Origin of the sequence: Rahnella aquatilis CIP 78.65 = ATCC 33071 (genome assembly GCF_000241955.1) — a bacterium.
GTDB classification, from domain to species: Bacteria; Pseudomonadota; Gammaproteobacteria; order Enterobacterales; family Enterobacteriaceae; genus Rahnella; species Rahnella aquatilis.
In genome coordinates this window covers 1180444-1200947 of record NC_016818.1, presented here as the reverse complement: position 1 = coordinate 1200947, position 20504 = coordinate 1180444, and the positions used below count along the sequence as shown (strand labels likewise).

Sequence of the window (20504 nt, the reverse complement as noted above, 5' to 3'; positions counted from 1 at the left end):
GGGAACAATGATGTTTATTGGATTTGACTACGGTACCGCGAATTGCTCCGTTGCGGTGATGCGTGACAACAACGCTCACCTTCTGGCGCTCGAAAATAACGATCCTTACTTACCCTCCATGCTTTGTGCCCCGACACGTGAAGCCGTCAGCGAGTGGCTGAACCGTCACGGGCAGGTTCCGGCAGGCAGTGATGAAAATCTGGCGCTGCTGCGTCGCAGTATCAGCTTTAACCGCGAGGAAGATATTCCGGTTAATGCCAACAGCGTAAACTTCGGTTTGAAGGCGCTTTCGACTTATATGGAAGATCCGGAAGAAGTGTACTTTGTGCGCTCACCAAAATCATTCCTGGGTGCAAATGGCCTGAAACCACAACAGATCGCCCTGTTCGAAGATCTGGTTTGCGCGATGATGTTCCACATCAAACGCCAGGCTGAAGCTGTCCTGCAGAAAAGTATTGAACAGACGGTTATCGGCCGCCCGATTAACTTTCAGGGCATGGGCGGTGAGGAAGCGAATACTCAGGCGCAGGGGATTTTGCAACGCGCCGCTGAACGCGCTGGTTTCCGTGATATCGCTTTTCAGTTTGAACCGGTGGCGGCAGGCCTGGATTTCGAGGCCACACTGACAGAAGAGAAAACAGTGCTGGTTGTCGATATCGGCGGCGGTACCACCGACTGCTCAGTGCTGCTGATGGGGCCACAATGGCGCGATAAAGCAGAGCGTCAGAACAGCCTGCTTGGCCACAGTGGTTGCCGTGTCGGCGGCAATGATCTGGATATCATGACTGCCTTCAAACAGCTGACACCACAATTTGGTATGGGCAGCGAAACCCAGAAAGGCATCGCTATTCCGGCCCTGCCTTACTGGAATGCCGTCGCGACCAACGATGTTCCGGCGCAACTGGATTTTTATAGTGTGGCGAATGGCCGTATGTTGCGTGATCTGATCCGCGATGCGGCGCGGCCTGATTTGATTAAACGCCTGCTGAAAGTTCAGCAACAACGTCTGAGCTACCGTCTGGTTCGTGCAGCGGAAGAAAGTAAGATTGCACTTTCTGAACGTGAAAGCGTAACCGCAGCAATGGACTTCATTGAATCGGGTCTGGCAGAAACCATCAGCCAGCAGCAACTGAGTGATGCGATTTCTCAGCCACTGGAACGTATCCAGGAGCAGGTCAGTCTGGCGCTCGCCAGCAGCGAAATTAAACCGGATGTGATTTACCTGACCGGTGGCAGTGCGCGTTCACCGTTGCTGCGTGCCGCGTTACAGGCGCAGTTACCGGGTATCCCGCTGGTCGGTGGCAATGATTTCGGCTCAGTCACCGCCGGACTGGCGCGCTGGGCACAAACGTTGTTCCGCTAAGATTGAAAATGCAGATAAACGAAAACCGCCTGAGACTGAAGGCGGTTTTTTTATACTTCAGATCCTGGGTTTACCAGGCGCTGGCATCGTTTAATATTTTGATATCTTCGTTATCCAGCTTCAGGGTCGCGGCCTGCGCCAGTTCGTTCAACTGCTCCAGGGAGGTCGCACTCACGATAGGCGAGGTTATGCCCGGACGGGCAATCTGCCAGGCCAGTGCAACCTGTCCCGGTTGTGCACCGTGCTTCGCGGCCACCTGATCCAGCCCGGCCAGTACTTTCAGACCGCGCTCATTCAGGCAACGCGCAACCACATTTTCACCGCGTTTACTCTTCCCGGCGTCAGCCCTGGTGCGGTATTTCCCGGTCAGGAAGCCGGCGGCCAGGCCATAAAAATTGATGACACCCAAACCGTTATCCGTCACGACTTTTTCCAGCGCTTCTTCATACACTTTGCGGTCATAGAGATTGTATTGCGGTTGCAGCGTTTCATAACGTGCCAGCCCGTTTTCCTGACTGACTTTCAGCGCTTCGGCCAGACGCGGCGCACTGTAGTTTGATGCCCCCACGGCGCGCACTTTGCCTTCTTTGATAAGCGTATCAAACGCCGCCATGGTTTCAGCCAGCGGGGTATCAGTATCGTCATCATGTGACTGATACAAATCGATATAATCCGTTTGCAGACGTTTCAGCGAGGCTTCCACCGCTTCTTTGATATAGCGTGGCGACAGCCCGGATTTGCCCTCGCCCATCGGTTTACCGACTTTAGTGGCGAGAATGATCTGGTCACGCTTACCGGATTTTTTCAGCCAGTTACCAATAATCGTTTCCGATTCCCCGCCTTTGTTGCCTTCAACCCAGCTCGAATACACGTCAGCCGTGTCGATAAAATTCAGTTTATGATCCAGCAAGGCATCCAGCAGGCTAAACGAGGCTGTCTGATCGACGGTCCAGCCAAATACATTGCCGCCAAAGGTTAACAGCGGCACCTGAATACCTGAACGACCCAGTTCTCTTTTGTTCATCGTTATCTCCCTTTTATAAGTTCAGAGCAGACTTACTTTGCGTGCGAACGTTTAACGGTCAAAGGTCAACCTTAGCATTTTGATATAAAATGTCAGGCTAAACGCTATTCTTTATTGTCAGAAGAATTGTCAAAAAATGGGAAAGACTCTCCTTATTTCCTCCATTTTCTGCTGAAACATTCTGGCTACACTGTGTAGCCGGTCTGCAGGTGAATGGCCTCCTGAAATGCCGCGACAATGATTGTGCTGATGCGATGACTCATGAAATCTGAAAACACTGACACCTTACCGCCTTCCACGCCGCTGCCGTCTTCGGTTCGCTGGCAATTGTGGATCGTCGCCTTCGGCTTCTTTATGCAGGCCCTCGACACCACGATCGTCAATACCGCCCTGCCGTCCATGGCCCGCAGTCTGGGTGAAAACCCGTTGCATATGCATTCGGTCATTGTCGCTTACGTGCTGACGGTCGCGGTGATGTTACCGGCGAGCGGCTGGCTGGCGGATAAAGTCGGTGTGAAGTGGGTATTCTTTTCCGCCATTGTGTTGTTCACGCTCGGATCGCTGCTGTGCGCGCAATCGGAAAGCCTGCGTGAGCTGGTGTTATCGCGCATCGTTCAGGGGATCGGCGGAGCGATGATGGTGCCGGTCGGGCGGCTGACGGTGCTGAAAATCGTCCCGCGCAGCGAATACATGGCAGCAATGACCATGGTGACATTGCCCGGTCAGGTTGGCCCGTTACTTGGCCCGGCGCTGGGCGGTTTTCTGGTGCAATATGCCAGCTGGCACTGGATTTTCCTGATCAATCTGCCCGTCGGTCTGGCCGGTTGCATCGCCACATTAATGATCATGCCGAATTACAAAATGCAGACCCGGCGCTTTGATATCAGCGGGTTTGTGATGCTGGCCGTGTGTATGGCCACGCTGACGCTGGCGCTGGAAGGCAGCCGCAGCATGGGGCTGACGGCGCTGGAAGTCGTGTTACTGATGGTGGCAGGTGGCGGCGCACTGGTCATTTACTGGCTGCATGCCCGCGGGAATCTCTCGGCGCTGTTTTCCCTGCGCCTGTTTCATACGCCGACCTTTAAAATCGGCCTGATCGGCAGCCTGCTGGGGCGTATCGGCAGCGGTATGTTGCCGTTTATGACGCCGGTCTTTCTGCAACTCGGGATGGGCTTTACGCCCTTCCACGCCGGGCTGATGATGATCCCGATGGTGCTGGGCAGTATGGGAATGAAACGCGTGGTGGTCCGGCTGGTTAATCAGCTTGGTTACCGTTTGGCACTGGTCAGCGCCACATTGTTGCTGGCACTGATTACGCTTATCTTTCCGCTGGTGGCGATTTATGGTGCCGTATGGATGCTCCCGATTGTCCTGTTCTTCCAGGGAATGGTGAACTCCCTGCGCTTCTCGTCGATGAATACCCTGACGCTCAAGGATTTGCCGCCGCGCCTTGCCAGCAGCGGCAACAGCTTGCTGTCGATGATCATGCAATTGTCGATGAGCCTCGGTGTCAGCGTCGCCGGTTTGCTGATTGGTCTGTTCGCACATCAGCAAGCGATTACACCTGACAGCAGCACAATGCACACCGCGTTTCTGTATTGCTACATGTCGATGGCACTGGTGATTGCCCTGCCCGCCTGGGTATTTTCCAAAGTGCCGCGAGACACACAGAAAAATGCCATTATTAACCGTCGTCGTGCTGAGGCCGGCTCCCCCGATCCGATGAGAAAATCATGAAACCTGGTATCACCGCCAAGCTGTTTATGGCCATCTTTTGTACCTGCGCGCTGGTGTTGATCACCATGAACTGGGGCGTACGGATGAGCTTCGAACGGGGCTTTATTGACTACATCCGCCAGAGCAATGAACAGCGTGTCGAACTGCTGGCGGACACATTGCAGGAGCAGTATAAGCAGCATGGCAACTGGGAATTTCTGGAAACCAATGACCGGCTGATCTACCAGCTGATGCGCTCATTTGAACAAAACAGCAGCCCGAGAATGCCGCCGCAGGGCTGGCGGACAAAATTCTGGATCCTCGACAGTCACGATCGGCGGATCGGCGGTTACGATCAGCCGGTTCCACCTGATCTGCAGGGACCGCGCCGTGTGATGACCGTCGATGGCGTGGTCATCGGTTCGGTGATATCCACCCCCGCTGAGCGCCTGACCCGCGATGCCGATATCAACTTTGAGCGCCAGCAAAGCCGTACAAGCTGGATGATTGTCGCCTTTACCGCGCTGCTGGCTGCTGCCGTAACCTGGGTTTTATCTCGCGGAATGCTCGCACCGGTAAAACGGCTGGTGAATGGCACCCATCAGCTTGCTGCGGGAAATTTCAGCACCCGCGTGGAGGTCGACAGTGAAGACGAACTGGGGAAACTGGCACAGGATTTTAACCAGCTGGCAATGACGCTGGAGAAAAACGAGCAGATGCGCCGGGCATTTATGGCGGATATTTCCCACGAGTTACGCACCCCGCTGGCGGTTTTGCGCGGTGAGCTGGAAGCCATGCAGGATGGCGTGCGTAAAATGACCGTCGGTTCACTGGAATCGCTGCAATCGGAAGTGTCGATTCTGACTAAACTGGTTGATGACCTGCATCAGCTTTCGCTGTCAGATGCCGGTGCGCTGGCGTACCGTAAAGTCGACACCGACGTTGTACATCTGGTGCAACTGGCAGAGGCCGGTTCACGTGACCGCTTCCACAACAAACAGTTAACGCTCACCAGCCATCTGCCGGAAAGTGCCGAAGTATTCGGTGACCCGCAGCGGTTGTCGCAGCTTTTCAACAATTTGCTGGAAAACAGCCTGCGCTATACAGACCCCAATGGCGGCCTGGAAATTCTGGGAGAAATCCGCGAAAAAACGCTGCATCTGATTTTCCAGGACAGTACGCCGGGCATCAGCGATGAACAACTCATCCGTATTTTTGAACGATTTTACCGTACCGAAGGCTCGCGTAACCGCGCCAGCGGCGGCTCAGGTTTAGGTCTGGCGATTTGCCAGAATATCGTCGAAGCCCACGGCGGGCAGATCAGCGCCAGCCACTCTCCGGCGGGTGGCGTACGTATTACGATCGTCCTGCCCCTTTCTGTTCCACATGGCCCGAGAAACTGAATGAACGACTCTGCACTGTCCGGCCCTGCGCCGTTGAAAATTCTGATCGTGGAAGACGAACCTAAACTCGCCCAGTTACTGATCGACTATCTCGACGCGGCGGGCTATGCCACGCAGTGGTTGCCCGACGGGAACAACGTGATTACGCTGGTTAAAACCCAGCCCCCGGCGCTGATCCTGCTGGATCTGATGTTGCCGGGGATCAGCGGATTGTCGATTTGCCGCGATATCCGCCAGTTCTCCGATATCCCCATCATGATGGTGACGGCAAAAACGGAGGAAATTGACCGTCTGCTCGGCCTGGAAATTGGTGCCGATGATTACATCTGCAAACCGTACAGCCCGCGGGAAGTGGTGGCGCGTGTGAAAGTGATCCTGCGCCGTTGCGTGCGTACGGATGAACATGTGGCAAAAGAAACCGGCCTGCACATTGATGAAGCTCGCTTTCAGGCTACCTTTCAGGGGCACGAACTTGAGCTGACGCCTGCGGAGTTCCGCCTGCTAAAAACCCTGTCCGTGAAACCAGGTTATGTCTTTACCCGTGAAGTGCTGCTCAATAATCTCTATGACGATTACCGCGTTGTGACGGATCGCACCATCGACAGCCACATTAAAAATCTGCGCCGCAAGCTTGAATCGCTCGATGGTGAAAAGGCGTTTATCCGCGCGGTATACGGCGTTGGTTACCGCTGGGAAGCAGAGCCCTGCCATTTAGCTTAATGTTCTTCTGGCCAGCAACTGAGGTTTGTAAAGTTACTGAAAGTCTGTCGGCCAGTTCACATTTCATACCTTAAATTTCCGCTATCGCCGCGAAAAAGTCTCCATTAACTACACTTATCTCTGGAAAATAACCCCTCTTATGGAGATGACCTTTATGGCTAATGCCCACTATGATCTGATTAAGGCGAGGAACGGGCAATATCACTTTATCCTTAAGGCCGGTAATGGAGAGATTATTCTCACCAGCGAAATGTATGCCAGCAAAGCATCTGCGGAAAACGGCATTTCATCGGTACAAAGCAACGTCGCAGAAGAAAACCAGTACGAGATCAAACCCTCGAAAGACGGGCAGTTTTACTTTGTCCTGAAAGCAAAAAACCATCAGGTCATTGGCGTCAGCGAGATGTACACCTCGCTCAGCGCCGCCAAAAAAGGGGTGCAGTCCGTCATCAAAAACGGACTAAGCCCGGAGATCCGTGATCTCACCCAGCAAATTGCCTGATCCCGTTATCCTGAGGCTGCAACATTTCCAGTTGTAGCCTCAGGATGCAAAAATTGATCTGCCCCCGTAAAACCTCAAATACCCACACGAACTGGCTGCTTTTGATCAACTCAGACGTTACAATTCCGACCTTTCGTCGCCCCGCATCCGGGACGGCCCTGACTTGTGATCAGACTGAGATTGACTATGTTTACCCGCGATTCTTTTGTTCCGGAACTGCTGTCCCCTGCCGGCTCCCTGAAAAACATGCGTTATGCCTTTGCCTACGGTGCCGATGCAGTTTATGCCGGCCAGCCACGCTATAGCCTGCGCGTACGTAATAACGAATTTAACCACCAGAATCTGGAAACAGGCATTAACGAAGCCCATACTCTGGGGAAAAAATTCTATGTGGTGGTGAATATCGCGCCGCATAATGCCAAGCTGAAAACCTTTATCCGTGATTTACAACCGGTAATCGACATGGGGCCGGACGCCCTGATCATGTCCGATCCGGGGCTTATCATGATGGTGCGCGAAGCGTTCCCGCAAATGGATATTCACCTCTCGGTGCAGGCCAACGCCGTTAACTGGGCGACGGTGAAATTCTGGAAACAAATGGGGCTGACACGCGTCATTTTATCCCGCGAACTGTCGCTGGAAGAGATCGCCGAGATCCGCGCTCAGGTGCCGGACATGGAAATCGAGATTTTCGTGCACGGCGCGCTGTGTATGGCATATTCCGGTCGTTGTCTGCTTTCCGGTTATATCAATAAACGCGACCCGAATCAGGGAACCTGCACCAACGCCTGTCGCTGGGAATATAAAGTTCAGGAAGGCAAAGAAGATGCCATCGGCAACATCGTGCATCAGTACGAGCCGATCCCGGTTCAGCAGGCAGACGCCGCAGAACCGACGTTAGGTATCGGCCAGCCGACGGATAAAGTCTTTATGCTGGAAGAAGCGATGCGTCCGGGCGAATACATGAGTGCTTTTGAAGATGAACATGGCACTTATATTATGAATTCCAAGGATCTGCGGGCGATCCAGCATGTGGAAACATTGACTAAAATGGGCGTGCACTCGCTGAAAATCGAAGGCCGCACCAAATCCTTCTATTATTGCGCCCGTACCGCACAGGTTTATCGCCGTGCGATTGATGACGCGGTGGCCGGAAAACCGTTTGATCCGACGCTGTTGTCAACGCTGGAAGGGCTGGCCCATCGCGGCTACACCGAAGGTTTCCTGCGCCGTCATACGCATGACGCACAACAGAACTACGAATACGGTTTCTCCGTCAGCGACCGCCAGCAGTTTGTCGGAGAATTCACCGGTAACCGTCAGGATGGCTGGGCAGAGATCGACGTGAAGAATAAGTTCAGCGTCGGCGACAGCGTGGAAATGATGACGCCCCAGGGCAATGTTCAGTTCACACTGGAAGCGCTGCGCAACAAAAAAGGTCAGCCGACCGACGTGGCGCCGGGTAACGGCCACTTCGTTTATGTCGCGTTGCCGGAAGACATCAGCCTGGAATTCGCGATTTTGTTGCGCAATCTGGAAAAAACAGACACCCGGAATCCGCATTCAAAATAAGGAATTCTTCGAAAACAAGAATTCGATCACATCTATTTTTAGAACAACTGGTTAATATGCATTCGCAATTTACTTCGAATGCAAAATAAAGCACCGGACTACACTAGGAACCACCTCCTTGGCCAGCTCAATCTCCCTTGAGCTGGCTTTTCTTTTAGTATTCTGGCCATTCATTTTTCTCTCGTTAAACGAACAAATAACCTTTTCTTCGCTCAAAAATAAAAAACTCTTTTTTGGTTAAATAACGAATTTATTGAATTACGTTAACTGCAATTATTTAATATCAGAAAGAATGCTTCACTGATTTATCCGATAGCCAAATACGTTCATAATCATCTATTGTTGTTATGTATAGATAAAAGGAGCCTACATGACCACAGCACTGCTGATTTTAAATGGAAAAGGTGCGGCCATCGATGAACTGCGCGAAGCGGTGAACGCGCTGCGTGCTGAAGGCGTGAAGCTGGACGTACGGGTCACCTGGGAGCACGGTGATGCAGCGCGTTATGTCAACGAAGCCGTTGAACTGGGTTGTGAAACCGTGATCGCCGGTGGCGGTGATGGAACAATTAACGAAGTGGCGGGTGCGCTGGCACAACTCGACGGTGTAAGGCCGGTTCTGGGGATTGTGCCACTGGGGACGGCCAATGATTTCGCTACCGCCTGCAATATTCCCCCGACGCCTGAGCAGGCATTACAACTGGCGGTAAAAGGCCGGGCCGTCGAGATCGATCTGGCTTGCGTCAACAGCCAGCATTTCTTCATCAACATGGCGACAGGCGGCTTTGGGACACGTATCACCACGGAAACACCGGAAAAACTGAAAGCGGCACTCGGCGGTGTATCCTATTTCATCCACGGGCTTTTACGCCTGGATACGCTCAAAGCTGATCGCTGTGAAATCACAGGCCCGGATTTTCAGTGGGAAGGCGATGCGCTGGTGATTGGCATCGGCAATGGTCGCCAGGCCGGTGGCGGGCAACAAATTTGCCCGGACGCGCTGATCAATGACGGTCTGTTGCAGTTACGTCTTCTGACGTCAGAAGAGCTGCTGCCATCATTCCTGCGCAGCCTGCTCAGTAATGAAGAAAACAAAAATATCCTTTCCGCCAGTCTGCCGTGGCTCGATATCACCGCGCCGCATGACATGACCTTCAATCTCGACGGTGAACCGCTGACCGGCAAACAGTTCCATATCGAAGTTTTACCTGCCGCCATCCGGTGCCGTTTACCCCCGCAGTGCGACCTGCTCGGCTGATATCGACTCTTCTCTTTGTTCATTCTCTGTACTGTGATCTATCTTGCAGTACAGAGCAATTCTGCCTTTATTTTTGTGATCTCGCCCGATAAAACCCATTTCGCATACTTGTATGGTAGATGTGCATTGCCTAATTTTACGTTGCCGATGTCGCTGAATAATTCATTCATGAATTTCTGCGGGCACAAACGACGCATTTCTTTTTACGACTCTTATTTATCCGGTGACGGAATGCAGGGGTAGTATGATTAATCATCATAAAGAAAGACCGATATCGGTAAAAAATATGCTGGCCTACGGCGGAGGAGATTTCTTCGGCGGCGGATGTTTTGCGGTTCTGGGTTTGTGGATAATGTTTTTCTACACCACCTATGCCGGATTAAGCCCTGCAGAGGCCGGTGCTGTTATTGCGACAGCACGTTTGCTGGATGCTTTTTTCGATCCGCTTATGGGGTATGTCACGGATAATTTCTACCGTAATCCGTTGGGTAAAAAATACGGCCGACGCGGTTTCTTCTTCTTATTTGGTGCGCCGCTGATTATGGTGACCTACATTATTATGTGGGTCAGCGGCATGGGGTTCTGGTACTACCTGTTCACTTATATTTTATTCTATGCTGCCTATACGCTGGCAATTGTGCCTTATGAAACGCTGGCAGCGGAAATGACCTCCAGCTTTAAAATGCGCACCAAACTGACCGGCGTCAGAATGTTCTTCTCCACCGGTGCCGCAATATTAGCCGCCTGGTTACCGGGCCGGATCATTGCCTATCTCGGTGAAGATTCATCCTCATCGTTTCTGATTATGGGGGTGATTTTCGGCGTGCTGTTTGCTGTGGTGATTCTGATGCTTTACTTTTATACATGGGAGCGTCCGATCCCGGTTGATGTCGCTGCGCCGAAACTTTCTTTTCGCCGCGACATGAAACATCTGTTTAAATCACTGATTTCCACAATGAAAGTACGCACCTTCCGTCAGCATGTGGGGATGTATCTGGGCGGTTATGTCGCCCTCGACGTGCTCGGTGCGGTGCTGGCCTATTACATTATTTTTGTCCTCGGGCAAAACGCCGTGACGGCCTCGAACGCCATGACATTAATGACGCTGGTGCAGTTTGTCTGTGTCGCGCTGTTTATTTTCCTGTGCATGAAATTAGGCAATGGTGCGTCTTACCGCATTGCGCAGTTATTTATGCTGGCAAGCGTCGGGTTATTCTTAGCCATCCATTTATTACAACTGCCGTTTAATATGGCGCTGATTTATCTCTCCGTCATTTTAATGGGTGTTGGCCGTTCAGGCACCAGTTATGTTTGCTGGAATATTTACAGCTTTATTCCGGATGTGGATGAGATGCTGACCGGAAAACGGCGAGAAGGTATATTCGCCGGGGTCATGACTTTTGTGCGTAAAGCCGTTCAGGCAGTGGCACTATTTGGTGTTGGCCTGTTATTGCAGCACTACGGATTTACACCGAAAAGCGCAACACAACCTGCTGAAGCCATTTATGGGATCACGCTGGTATTTGGCACAGGTTCGGTCATCTTCCTGCTGGTGGGATTATACAGTTCAATGAAGTTCCGCCTGACACGCCACAACCATGCGCTGCTGGTCAATGAGATTGAGCGACTAAAAGCCGGTGGCAGTAAATATGATGTCACCCCGGAAACCCGCTTAATTACCGAACAACTGACCGGCTGGCCATACGAAAAATGTTGGGGGGATAATAATATTCTTAGCCAGACAGAAGAATTACCCACACTAACGCCTGATGACCTCTCAACCGGAGCCGACCATGCAAAGAATTGAATTCAGCCTGATGCAACAGACTATTTTCCGCGCCCTGCAAAAAGCAGGGCTTGATGAGGAAAGCGCGCGGACCTGCGCACGGATCCACACCGAGTCCAGTTGTGACGGCATTTCATCCCATGGTCTGAACCGTGTGGCGCGCTTTGTCGATTACGTCAAAAAAGGCTGGATTGACGTTCATGCCAAACCGGAGCTGGAAAAATCCCTTGGTGCCATCGCCATCTACAACGGTAACCGCGGGATCGGCATTACCAGCGCCCTGTTTGCCGTCGAAAAAGCGGCGGAGATGGCAAAAGAATACGGTGTCGGTATTGTCGCGCTGAAAAACAGCAGCCACTGGATGCGTGGCGGAAGCTATGGCTGGCATGCGGCAGAACAAGGCATGGCGGCGATTTGCTGGACGAATACTGAATCCTGCATGCCTGCGTGGGGCGGCAAAAACACCCGCGTGGGTAACAACCCGTTCGTGATGGCCGTGCCCCGGACCCGGGGCCCGATCGTGCTGGATATGGCAATGTCGCAGTATTCCTACGGCAAATTACAGGTCACGCGGCTGAAAAACGAAAAACTCCCCTTCCCCGGCGGCTATGATAAAGAGGGCAATCTCACAGACGACCCTGGCCCAATCGAGGCATCCATGCGTATTTTGCCAACGGGTTACTGGAAAGGCTCCGGCCTGGCCATTGTACTCGATGCTATGGCTGCGCTGTTGTCCGCCGGATCACCCACCAATGAGATCGACAAAATAGGCAAAGGCAGTTGTACCGGCGCCAGTCAGATTTTCATGGTGTTTGACCCGACACAACTCGGTGGGGCCGAATTCACCGAACGCATGGCCGACAGCGTTGCAGACTACGTTAATCAGTCCGACCCCGCCGAACACAACCGCGATGTCCGTTATCCGGGCCAGACAGCCGCTTCCAACCGCGAAGAAAACCGCCGTCTTGGCATCCCGGTCGATGATGCCGTATGGGATGAGGTGGTACGGCTGGCGGAATAGTTCCCGCTCTTTCACGCCAAATAACGCCTGTTAATAGCAGGCGTTTTGTTTTTAATCCCCGCAACATTTCACTCACAAAGTGTGATCCTCTCCGGCAAAAAACGATAAACATACTTGTATGGTAGTTAAGATAAGGCGTATTTATAACCACAGAAAATGCATCCTACTTTTACTGCAGAAGGTCGTAACCGATGAAAATCGTGAATGCTGAAGTATTTGTCACTTGTCCGGGACGTAACTTTGTGACGTTGAAAATCACTACTGACAGCGGACTGACTGGCATTGGTGATGCCACGCTGAATGGCCGCGAGTTACCGGTCGCGTCATATCTGAAAGATCATGTGTGTCCGCAGCTGATTGGCCGCGATGCGCATCAGATCGAAGACATCTGGCAGTTTTTCTACAAAGGCGCTTACTGGCGTCGCGGCCCGGTTACCATGTCTGCGATTTCTGCCGTAGACATGGCGTTATGGGACATCAAAGCGAAAGCCGCCAACATGCCGTTATACCAGTTGCTCGGCGGCGCATCCCGCACCGGCGTCATGGTTTATTGCCACACCACCGGCCACTCCGTTGATGAAGTGCTCGACGATTACGCCAAACACAAAGAGCTCGGCTTCAAGGCGATCCGCGCGCAATGCGGTGTACCGGGCATGAAAACCACATATGGCATGGCGAAAGGCAAAGGTCTGGCCTACGAACCGGCGACCAAAGGCAACTGGCCGGAAGAGCAGTTGTGGTCGACAGAAAAATATCTCGATTTCACACCAAAACTGTTCGAAGCCGTGCGTAATAAATTCGGTTTCGACGAACATTTGCTGCACGACATGCACCACCGCCTGACGCCAATCGAAGCCGCGCGCTTTGGCAAAAGCATCGAAGAATATCGCCTGTTCTGGATGGAGGATCCGACGCCTGCTGAAAATCAGGAATGCTTCCGGTTGATCCGCCAGCACACAGTGACGCCAATTGCGGTCGGCGAAGTGTTCAACAGCATCTGGGATTGCAAACAGCTTATCGAAGAACAGCTGATTGACTATATCCGCACCACGCTGACACACGCAGGCGGCATCACCGGCATGCGCCGCATCGCTGATTTCGCTTCGCTGTATCAGGTGCGCACCGGCTCCCATGGCCCTTCCGATCTTTCACCGATTTGTATGGCCGCGGCCCTGCACTTCGACCTGTGGGTGCCGAACTTTGGCGTGCAGGAATACATGGGGTATTCCGAGCAAATGCTGGAAGTCTTCCCGCATAACTGGACGTTCGATAACGGCTACATGCATCCGGGCGAAAAACCGGGTCTGGGCATTGAGTTTGACGAAAAGCTGGCGGCGAAATATCCGTACGAACCGGCGTATCTGCCGGTGGCCCGTCTGGAAGACGGCACGTTGTGGAACTGGTGAGGGAGCGAAAAATGAACAGTGTCGTTATTCAGGAACCTGGAAAATTAGTCATCGAGCAACGTGCTTTGCCGGTACCTGCCGCCGGTGAAGTACGAGTTCGGGTCAGTCATGCGGGCATCTGTGGTTCAGATGTGCACATTTATCACGGTCACAATCCGTTTGCGAAATATCCACGGGTAATCGGCCATGAGTTCTTCGGCCATATCGACAGCGTCGGCGAAGGCGTAGACGCCAAACGTATCGGTGAGCGCGTGGTTATCGATCCCGTCGTCAGTTGCGGACACTGTTATCCGTGCTCGATTGGCCGCCCGAATGTCTGTGCAGAATTGCAGGTTATTGGCGTCCACCGCGATGGCGGTTTCAGTGATTACGCCTGCGCGCCGGCGAAAAATGCCTATGTGGTGCCGGATGTGATCCCGGACAAACTCGCCAGCATGGTCGAGCCGTTTACTATCGCGGCCAATATCACGGCGTTTCTGAAACCAACGCCGCAGGATACTGCGCTGATATACGGCGCAGGCCCGATGGGGCTGACGGTGATTCAGGTGCTGAAAGGTGTTTATGGCGTGCAGAAAGTGATTGTCGCTGACCGTATCGACGAACGGTTACAGATGGCGCAGGTAAGTGGTGCTGACTGGACAATTAACAATAGCGAACGCAGCGTGGCGGATGAGCTGGCCGCCGAAGGGGTACGCCCGACGCTCATCGTTGATGCTGCCTGCCATCCGGCGATTTTGCAGGAAGCTATTCTGCTGGCGTCTCCGGCAGCACGTATCGGTATGATGGGTTTCTCCGGCGAGCCCAGCCTGGTAACGCAACAAAGCATTACCAGCAAAGAGATTTCACTGTTTTCTTCACGCCTGAACAGTCACCGGTTTCCGCAGGTGATTGAATGGATGGAACAGGGAAAAATCGCACCCGAAAAACTGGTGACGCACTGGATGCCCGCCAGCGAAGTGGAAGCGGCATTAACGCTGTTTGAGAAAGATCAGCGCTCCTGCTGCAAGGTTTTACTGACATTCTGATTATTCGTTAGTTTTTGCAAGAAGACGGGAGGATTTCAAATATCTTCCCGTCTGCCGTACCTCATGTTCTACCTATAAAAACGCAACACTATTAAAACGACACCACAAGTGGAGCACTCATCTATGTTTAAGAACCTACGCTGGGTCATCGTATTCCTGCTGTTTCTGGTTTACATGATCAATTACCTCGACCGCGTTGCGCTGTCGATTACTGTCCCTATGATAGAAAAAGAACTGACCATTAACCCCGAACAATTCGGCATGATATTTGGCAGTTTCTTCTTTGGTTACGCGATATTTAACTTTATCGGTGGCCTGGCCGTGGATAAATTCGGCCCGACGCTGGTGATGGGATTAGCCGTCGGCTTATGGTCCGTATTTTGTGGCATGACCGCTATCGCGACCGGCTTTTATTCCATGCTTATTTTACGGGTATTATTCGGCATGGCTGAAGGCCCGATTTGCGCTTCAGCAAATAAGATGATTAACGGCTGGTTCCCGAAGAAACAGGCGGCAACCGCAATGGGCTTGCTCAGCGCCGGTTCTCCCCTCGGCGGCGCGGTGGCCGGGCCGATTGTCGGGTATCTGGCGATTTCCTTCGGCTGGCGTCCGGCCTTTATGGTCATTGCCAGTATCGGCATCGTCTGGATGGTGGTGTGGTTCTTCACCGTTGCCGATAATCCGCTGAAAAGTAAACGTGTTTCACCGGAAGAGTTGCGTTTAGTTGATGAAATGAAGAATGAACATTTAAGCGAAGAAGAGAATTTAGCGCAGGCCGCGCACGGTCTGGGTTATTATTTGCGTCAGCCGATTATTCTGGTGACTGCGTTTGCCTTCTTCTGCTACAACTATATTTTATTTTTCTTCCTCAGCTGGTTCCCGGCTTATCTGGTACAGGCGCATGGCCTGAATATTAAAGAGATGAGCCTGACAACGGTTATTCCGTGGATTGTCGGTTTTGTCGGCCTGGCATTGGGCGGTTATATTTCTGATAAGATTTTTAATATCACCGGCCGCTTGTTGTTGTCGCGCAAAATTATATTAGTGGTCAGCCTGTTAGCTGCGGCTATTTGTGTCGCCCTCGCCGGTATTGTTACCAGCGTGGTGCCGGCGGTCATTCTGATGTCGGTGTCTATTTTCTTCCTGTATACCACCGGCGCGATTTACTGGGCGATTATTCAGGATGTGGTACATAAATCCCGCGTTGGCGGCACCAGCGGATTTATTCATCTTGTCGGCAGTGTCTCGGGCATCATCGGCCCGGTCGTGACGGGTTTCATCGTTCAGAACACCGGACGTTTTGACAGTGCCTTCATTCTCGCTGGCGGCGTCGCTGCGCTGGGCGCCATTCTGGTGTTCTTCGTGATTAAACCGCCAAAACACCTGCCCGACTCCTCGCTGTCTCATAACTGATGTTCTGAATGCCAATGCCGCTCCCAGCCAAAAGGGAGCGGCATTTTGCACATTTCCTGCCCATGACTCAAAAGCGGTCAGAGATCATTTCAGACATGATGCATGACTCTTTGTAACACCACGGTATTATTTTAATAGTAAAGTAAATTCCTTATTGTTCCTGGCGCAACTGAGGGTGTTATGGCTTATATCATGGTGTTTTTGTCGTCGTTATTTATGGTGGGTTCAGTTTATGCGGCATCGGCACCGACCGCAGCGATATCTTCGCTCACAACGGCGATGAACGATCGTATGGTGGATATGAAAGACGTGGCGGCTTATAAAGCGGCAAATCATTTACCGGTCGAAGATTTAGGGCGCGAAAAGAAGGTTCTTTCCCTGGCACAGGCCGAAGCGGAAGAGGCAGGGCTTGACCCGCACTCAGTGCTCCCGTTTATTCAGGCACAGATGGACGTCGCCAAGGCTATCCAGTACCGCTATTTTGCTGACTGGTTATCTCAGCCCGAGATGGGGGAAAAACCGAAAAGCCTCGATAAGGTCAGAGATTCAATCTCTGCACAGGATAAGCAAATTTTGAACGCCATTAGTCAGCGATTGCTGGCAGGCGGGTTCAGTGAGGAAGATAAATCAGAGATTATGACTCTGCTCCATGCACCACACTTAACCGAGGTGGATAAAGCGCGTCTGGTCCAGGGCTTATCCGGGATCAGACGCGTGAAGTAGACTAAAGGAGGACGATTTTATTCATCCACCCAAACGCGCATCTCTCCTTCCCCGCGATTCGCCCAGGTGAAGTACGGCACAAAGGTCAGGGTTTGCGGCACCGTTTCTTGTGCAGGCGGATTGTAGCGATAAAGTGGCTGCTGACTGGCCTGAACGGAAGTCCGGCGCTCGCCCTGCGTCTGCAATAAGGTTTTACCGGCGAACAGTCCGCTGCCTGAAATCAGACGGAATTGCGCATTGTGCGGCAGGCGGATGTTATGCAGTTCGCTGCCGTTATCGGCCTGCTCGAGGCAGTACACCAGCGGTCCGCGCTGCACCGCCACTTTGCCCGCAACATGCCGTAACAGCGCGTTGCCTTTCACCCGCGTCACCGGCATCGGCAGCGTCATTTCAATGCGATCGCCTTTCTGCCATTCCTGCGTAAGACGCAAATATCCACGTTGCGTCAGGCTGGCCAGTTCAAGCGGATGGCCATTCAGCGTGACCTGCGGGCTGCCGCACCAGTCAGGTAAACGCAGCGCCAGCGTGGCTTCCAGCGGCTGATCGGTATCGATTTCAATCAGCACGCGTTCTGCCCACGGGTAGCCACCGGACTGTTTCAGTCGCAACGCTTTTCCGCCGATGGTCGCGTCGACATCACTGCCGATATACAGATTGATATCCACGCCGTCCGGGCGCTGGGTATAGATATAATGGCCGAGCGACGCCAGCAGACGCGCAATATTTGGCGGACAACAGGCACAGCCGAACCAGCGCTGACGTACCGGTTTTACGTGGTCATAAATATGGTTGAACGGAATGCTTTTCGGATGCACTTCCAGAGGATTCACATAGAAGAAATGTTTGCCGTCGAGCGCCATGCCGGCCAGCACAGTGTTGTAAAGTGCACGCTCCATCACATCGGCATAGCGGCTGTCAGCATCCATCTGCAACATGCGGTTGGCGAACATCATCAGGCCAATCGATGCGCAGGTTTCGGTGTAAGCCGTGTCATTGGGTAAATCATAGTCGCAAGAAAACGCTTCACCGCTGCTTTGCGAGCCGATGGAACCGGTGATGTACATCTGCCGCTGGGTCATGTTTTCCCACAACCGCTGGCACACTTCGCGTTTTTCCTGATCCTGACTCAACCGCGCCAGATGCGCCACACCGGCATACAGGTAAACAAAACGTACCGCGTGACCGACAGCCGTTGTCTGCAAGGCCACCGGCACATGCGCCTGACTGTAGGCTTTGTCTTTCACCATCCACGCCGGACCGTAGGTATTCCAGTGCGATGTTTTTCCCCTTTTTTCATACTCGATATCGTAGAAATGTGGCTGTGTGCCGCGCTGTTCAACAAAATAGCGGGTCAGTTCGAGATATCGCGTTTCGGCGGTCTGCTCATACAAACGCATCAACGCCAGTTCAATTTCCGGATGTCCCGGATAGCCATGCAGTTGCTGTTCGCCCGGCCCGAAGACGTGTGCAATGTGATCTGCCAGTTTGCAGACAATCTCCAGCAAACGGGTTTTACCGGTGGCCTGCACATAAGCCACACCGGCTTCAATCAGATGTCCGGCGCAGTAAAGCTCATGACACTCAGCCAGATTGGCCCAGCGTTGTTGTGGCTCTTTGACGGTGAAATACGTATTCAGATAGCCGTCGGGTTGCTGCACGGCACCCACCAGTTCGATCACCTGATCTGCAGTGGCTTCCAGCGCAGGATCCGGCGTTTTCGCCAGTAAATACCCCACCGCTTCCAGCCATTTCGCCACATCGCTGTCCTGAAAAACCATGCCATAAAACTCGCCATCGGATTGCCCGGCGGCAATACGGAAATTTTCAATTGCATGGCTTGGTTCGGCGTCGGCGACGTCATCATTGAGCGCTTTCCACTGATACGGCACCACCACATCTTTCACCAGACGCTGATATTCCAGCCAGAAAGCATCGGAAACATTTACCTTTTGCAAAGGCACTTCTAAAGAATCAACCGGGGAAAACGACATACAACCTCCTGAAAACACTCAATTAAATTTTTTCGGCTAAATCGTGCGACATCCGTGACAGCAATTTGTTATCGAGTTTGCAGAACATCAGCGTTCCCGCCAGCAGCAGATGCATCGCCGCAGGTAACAAAGTTTCCAGCAGGGTGATCCCGCCGAGTGACGCCGCAGTCTGGTGCTCTGCGCCAGCCTGATAAGAGACCAGAATGAAGACCAGGCTGATGATCCCGGCACTTGATGCCCAGGCCAGTTTGATAAAGAACAGGTTGAAGGCAAAGTTCATGCCGGAGGAGCGGATACCGTTTTTCCAGTGCCCGTAATCGTCGGCGAACGCCATGATGGAAAAATGCAGCGGCAACGTGAATCCGAGGATCACACAGTGTACAAAAATGATACCCAGCCACAGTGTCTGATGATGTTCACCGGCAGGCACAAACCACAGCAACAGGGAAAACACCGCCAGTATCAGATTGGTCAGCATATACAGCCGCACGCTGTCGATAAATTTGGTCAGCTGATTGACGATCACCGCGCCGAGAATAGACGCCAGCGTTACCATGCCGAAGAACAGGGAAGCGTAACCCGCACCGCCTTTCAGCACATAAGTGATGAAATACATGTAGCCGCCGCCGCGCAGATTGAACACGTTGATCAGCAGGAAAGACATCAGCAACACCAGCAACAACTGATCGTTTTTCAGCATCCCGCGAATGTGTTCTTTAACGCTGAACTGTCCGAGCAGCGCAAGGGGCAGGCGTTCGCGCACCGTGAAGAAACACCACAGGAACATCACCACAGCAACCGCACAGAGCAGGCCCACGCCCTGCTGATAGCCCACTGCCGCATTGCCTTTACCCAACACCTGCACCAGCCACGGCAACCCGACGGAAACCATAAAGCCCGCCACACCGCACAGGACAAAGCGCCACGACTGACACGACATCACTTCCCGGTGATCGGTGGTCATGGTGTTAATCAGCGCGCAATACGGCACGTTAATTGCCGTATAAGACACAGAGAGCAGGAAATAAGTGAAGAAGGCGTAGGCAATTTTGGCATCACCACTCAGGCCGGGCACCGTAAAAGTGAGAAATCCGACCACGCCAATAGGCAGTGCGACCCATAACTGCCACGGACGAAAACGTCCCCAGCGGCTTTGCGTACGGTCAGCCAGAATGCCCATCAGCGGATCGGAAATTGCGTCAATCACCCGCAGGGAAATAAACAGTGTCCCGACAATCGCAGGCGTCAGCCCGAAAACATCGGTATAAAAGAATGTCAGAAAACTGGTGATCAGACAGGTAATTATCGTGCCGCCGGCGTCACCTAATCCATAACCGATTTTTTCACTGACAGAAAGTTTGGCATGAGCAGAAATTATTCTTCCCTCACCGCTTACCGGTGCAGAACCGGTATTAACTGAATCTGTTGGCATTATTTTTCCTCGCTTTTATATCGTTATTAATAAGCTGTAGGAACACAATGAATAAGGCTAATTAGCTGTATCAGCCCTGAGATTAAATAAGGTACGCCATAAATCTGGCATAGAGACAGGATGCCAACAAGAGGAGGATAAAGTAGTTA

Annotated in this window: 16 protein-coding genes; 13 read left to right on the top strand and 3 right to left on the bottom strand. The window is 52.6% G+C overall.

Going from position 1 to position 20504, the window contains the following annotated elements:
- Positions 1–10 precede the first annotated feature (10 nt).
- Positions 11–1363 carry a molecular chaperone gene (yegD, locus tag RAHAQ2_RS05545; protein ID WP_015696298.1) on the top strand — a complete coding sequence of 451 codons (1353 nt, stop codon included), beginning with the start codon at positions 11–13 and terminating at the stop codon, positions 1361–1363.
- Positions 1364–1433: 70 nt separating this feature from the next.
- On the opposite strand, the gene RAHAQ2_RS05540 is transcribed toward yegD, so the two are convergent.
- Positions 1434–2387: an aldo/keto reductase gene (locus RAHAQ2_RS05540; RefSeq protein WP_015696297.1), complete on the bottom strand. Its 954-nt coding sequence runs from the start codon at positions 2385–2387 to the stop codon at positions 1434–1436.
- A gap of 261 nt (positions 2388–2648) precedes the next feature.
- Here RAHAQ2_RS05540 and mdtD point away from each other — a divergent pair, with 261 nt between their 5' ends.
- The 12 genes from mdtD (at position 2649) to RAHAQ2_RS05480 (ending at position 16932) form a co-directional block, all read left to right on the top strand.
- Positions 2649–4124 (top strand): multidrug transporter subunit MdtD, encoded by a 1476-nt coding sequence (mdtD, locus tag RAHAQ2_RS05535; RefSeq protein WP_015696296.1) that lies wholly within the window; start codon positions 2649–2651, stop codon positions 4122–4124.
- Positions 4121–5506 carry an envelope stress sensor histidine kinase BaeS gene (baeS, locus tag RAHAQ2_RS05530; protein WP_015696295.1) on the top strand — a complete coding sequence of 462 codons (1386 nt, stop codon included), beginning with the start codon at positions 4121–4123 and terminating at the stop codon, positions 5504–5506. Before mdtD ends, baeS begins: the two co-directional genes overlap by 4 nt.
- Positions 5507–6226 carry an envelope stress response regulator BaeR gene (gene baeR, locus RAHAQ2_RS05525; protein ID WP_015696294.1) on the top strand — a complete coding sequence of 240 codons (720 nt, stop codon included), beginning with the start codon at positions 5507–5509 and terminating at the stop codon, positions 6224–6226.
- A gap of 154 nt (positions 6227–6380) precedes the next feature.
- Entirely contained in the window at positions 6381–6728 is a 348-nt protein-coding gene (locus RAHAQ2_RS05520; protein ID WP_015696293.1) for a YegP family protein, read from the top strand.
- A gap of 186 nt (positions 6729–6914) precedes the next feature.
- Complete coding sequence (trhP, locus tag RAHAQ2_RS05515; RefSeq protein ID WP_015696292.1) at positions 6915–8300, top strand: prephenate-dependent tRNA uridine(34) hydroxylase TrhP; 1386 nt, start codon at positions 6915–6917, stop codon at positions 8298–8300.
- Positions 8301–8670: 370 nt separating this feature from the next.
- On the top strand, positions 8671–9558 hold the full coding sequence (yegS, locus tag RAHAQ2_RS05510; RefSeq protein WP_015696291.1) for a lipid kinase YegS: 888 nt from the start codon (positions 8671–8673) through the stop codon (positions 9556–9558).
- 244 nt (positions 9559–9802) lie between these two features.
- Positions 9803–11365, top strand: coding sequence for an MFS transporter (locus tag RAHAQ2_RS05505; protein ID WP_015696290.1), 1563 nt, complete (start codon positions 9803–9805; stop codon positions 11363–11365).
- Positions 11352–12365, top strand: a complete 1014-nt coding sequence (gene yiaK, locus RAHAQ2_RS05500) for a 3-dehydro-L-gulonate 2-dehydrogenase (RefSeq protein WP_015696289.1) — start codon at positions 11352–11354, stop codon at positions 12363–12365. Before RAHAQ2_RS05505 ends, yiaK begins: the two co-directional genes overlap by 14 nt.
- A 191-nt stretch (positions 12366–12556) precedes the next feature.
- A complete protein-coding gene (gene manD, locus RAHAQ2_RS05495; RefSeq protein ID WP_015696288.1) occupies positions 12557–13771 on the top strand; it encodes a D-mannonate dehydratase ManD in 1215 nt (404 codons plus the stop codon).
- An 11-nt stretch (positions 13772–13782) separates the two neighbouring features.
- The gene (locus tag RAHAQ2_RS05490) at positions 13783–14796 is read left to right on the top strand and encodes a Zn-dependent oxidoreductase (RefSeq protein ID WP_015696287.1); all 1014 of its coding nucleotides are present in this window, start codon (positions 13783–13785) and stop codon (positions 14794–14796) included.
- A gap of 123 nt (positions 14797–14919) precedes the next feature.
- The gene (locus RAHAQ2_RS05485) at positions 14920–16209 is read left to right on the top strand and encodes an MFS transporter (protein ID WP_015696286.1); all 1290 of its coding nucleotides are present in this window, start codon (positions 14920–14922) and stop codon (positions 16207–16209) included.
- Between the two features lie 180 nt (positions 16210–16389).
- Positions 16390–16932, top strand: a complete 543-nt coding sequence (locus tag RAHAQ2_RS05480; protein ID WP_015696285.1) for a chorismate mutase — start codon at positions 16390–16392, stop codon at positions 16930–16932.
- A 17-nt stretch (positions 16933–16949) separates the two neighbouring features.
- On the opposite strand, the gene RAHAQ2_RS05475 is transcribed toward RAHAQ2_RS05480, so the two are convergent.
- Both RAHAQ2_RS05475 and RAHAQ2_RS05470 read right to left on the bottom strand, forming a co-directional pair.
- The gene (locus RAHAQ2_RS05475; protein WP_015696284.1) at positions 16950–18923 is read right to left on the bottom strand and encodes a glycoside hydrolase family 127 protein; all 1974 of its coding nucleotides are present in this window, start codon (positions 18921–18923) and stop codon (positions 16950–16952) included.
- 22 nt (positions 18924–18945) lie between these two features.
- Positions 18946–20355 carry an MFS transporter gene (locus RAHAQ2_RS05470; RefSeq protein ID WP_015696283.1) on the bottom strand — a complete coding sequence of 470 codons (1410 nt, stop codon included), beginning with the start codon at positions 20353–20355 and terminating at the stop codon, positions 18946–18948.
- Positions 20356–20504: the final 149 nt, after the last annotated feature.

Bases quoted from the DNA above. Each gene is read 5' to 3' on its own strand.
- yegD (WP_015696298.1), top strand. From the start codon at position 11: ATGTTTATTGGATTTGACTACGGTACCGCGAATTGCTCCGTTGCGGTG.
- RAHAQ2_RS05540 (WP_015696297.1), bottom strand. From the start codon at position 2,387: ATGAACAAAAGAGAACTGGGTCGTTCAGGTATTCAGGTGCCGCTGTTA.
- mdtD (WP_015696296.1), top strand. From the start codon at position 2,649: ATGAAATCTGAAAACACTGACACCTTACCGCCTTCCACGCCGCTGCCG.
- baeS (WP_015696295.1), top strand. From the start codon at position 4,121: ATGAAACCTGGTATCACCGCCAAGCTGTTTATGGCCATCTTTTGTACC.
- baeR (WP_015696294.1), top strand. From the start codon at position 5,507: ATGAACGACTCTGCACTGTCCGGCCCTGCGCCGTTGAAAATTCTGATC.
- RAHAQ2_RS05520 (WP_015696293.1), top strand. From the start codon at position 6,381: ATGGCTAATGCCCACTATGATCTGATTAAGGCGAGGAACGGGCAATAT.
- trhP (WP_015696292.1), top strand. From the start codon at position 6,915: ATGTTTACCCGCGATTCTTTTGTTCCGGAACTGCTGTCCCCTGCCGGC.
- yegS (WP_015696291.1), top strand. From the start codon at position 8,671: ATGACCACAGCACTGCTGATTTTAAATGGAAAAGGTGCGGCCATCGAT.
- RAHAQ2_RS05505 (WP_015696290.1), top strand. From the start codon at position 9,803: ATGATTAATCATCATAAAGAAAGACCGATATCGGTAAAAAATATGCTG.
- yiaK (WP_015696289.1), top strand. From the start codon at position 11,352: ATGCAAAGAATTGAATTCAGCCTGATGCAACAGACTATTTTCCGCGCC.
- manD (WP_015696288.1), top strand. From the start codon at position 12,557: ATGAAAATCGTGAATGCTGAAGTATTTGTCACTTGTCCGGGACGTAAC.
- RAHAQ2_RS05490 (WP_015696287.1), top strand. From the start codon at position 13,783: ATGAACAGTGTCGTTATTCAGGAACCTGGAAAATTAGTCATCGAGCAA.
- RAHAQ2_RS05485 (WP_015696286.1), top strand. From the start codon at position 14,920: ATGTTTAAGAACCTACGCTGGGTCATCGTATTCCTGCTGTTTCTGGTT.
- RAHAQ2_RS05480 (WP_015696285.1), top strand. From the start codon at position 16,390: ATGGCTTATATCATGGTGTTTTTGTCGTCGTTATTTATGGTGGGTTCA.
- RAHAQ2_RS05475 (WP_015696284.1), bottom strand. From the start codon at position 18,923: ATGTCGTTTTCCCCGGTTGATTCTTTAGAAGTGCCTTTGCAAAAGGTA.
- RAHAQ2_RS05470 (WP_015696283.1), bottom strand. From the start codon at position 20,355: ATGCCAACAGATTCAGTTAATACCGGTTCTGCACCGGTAAGCGGTGAG.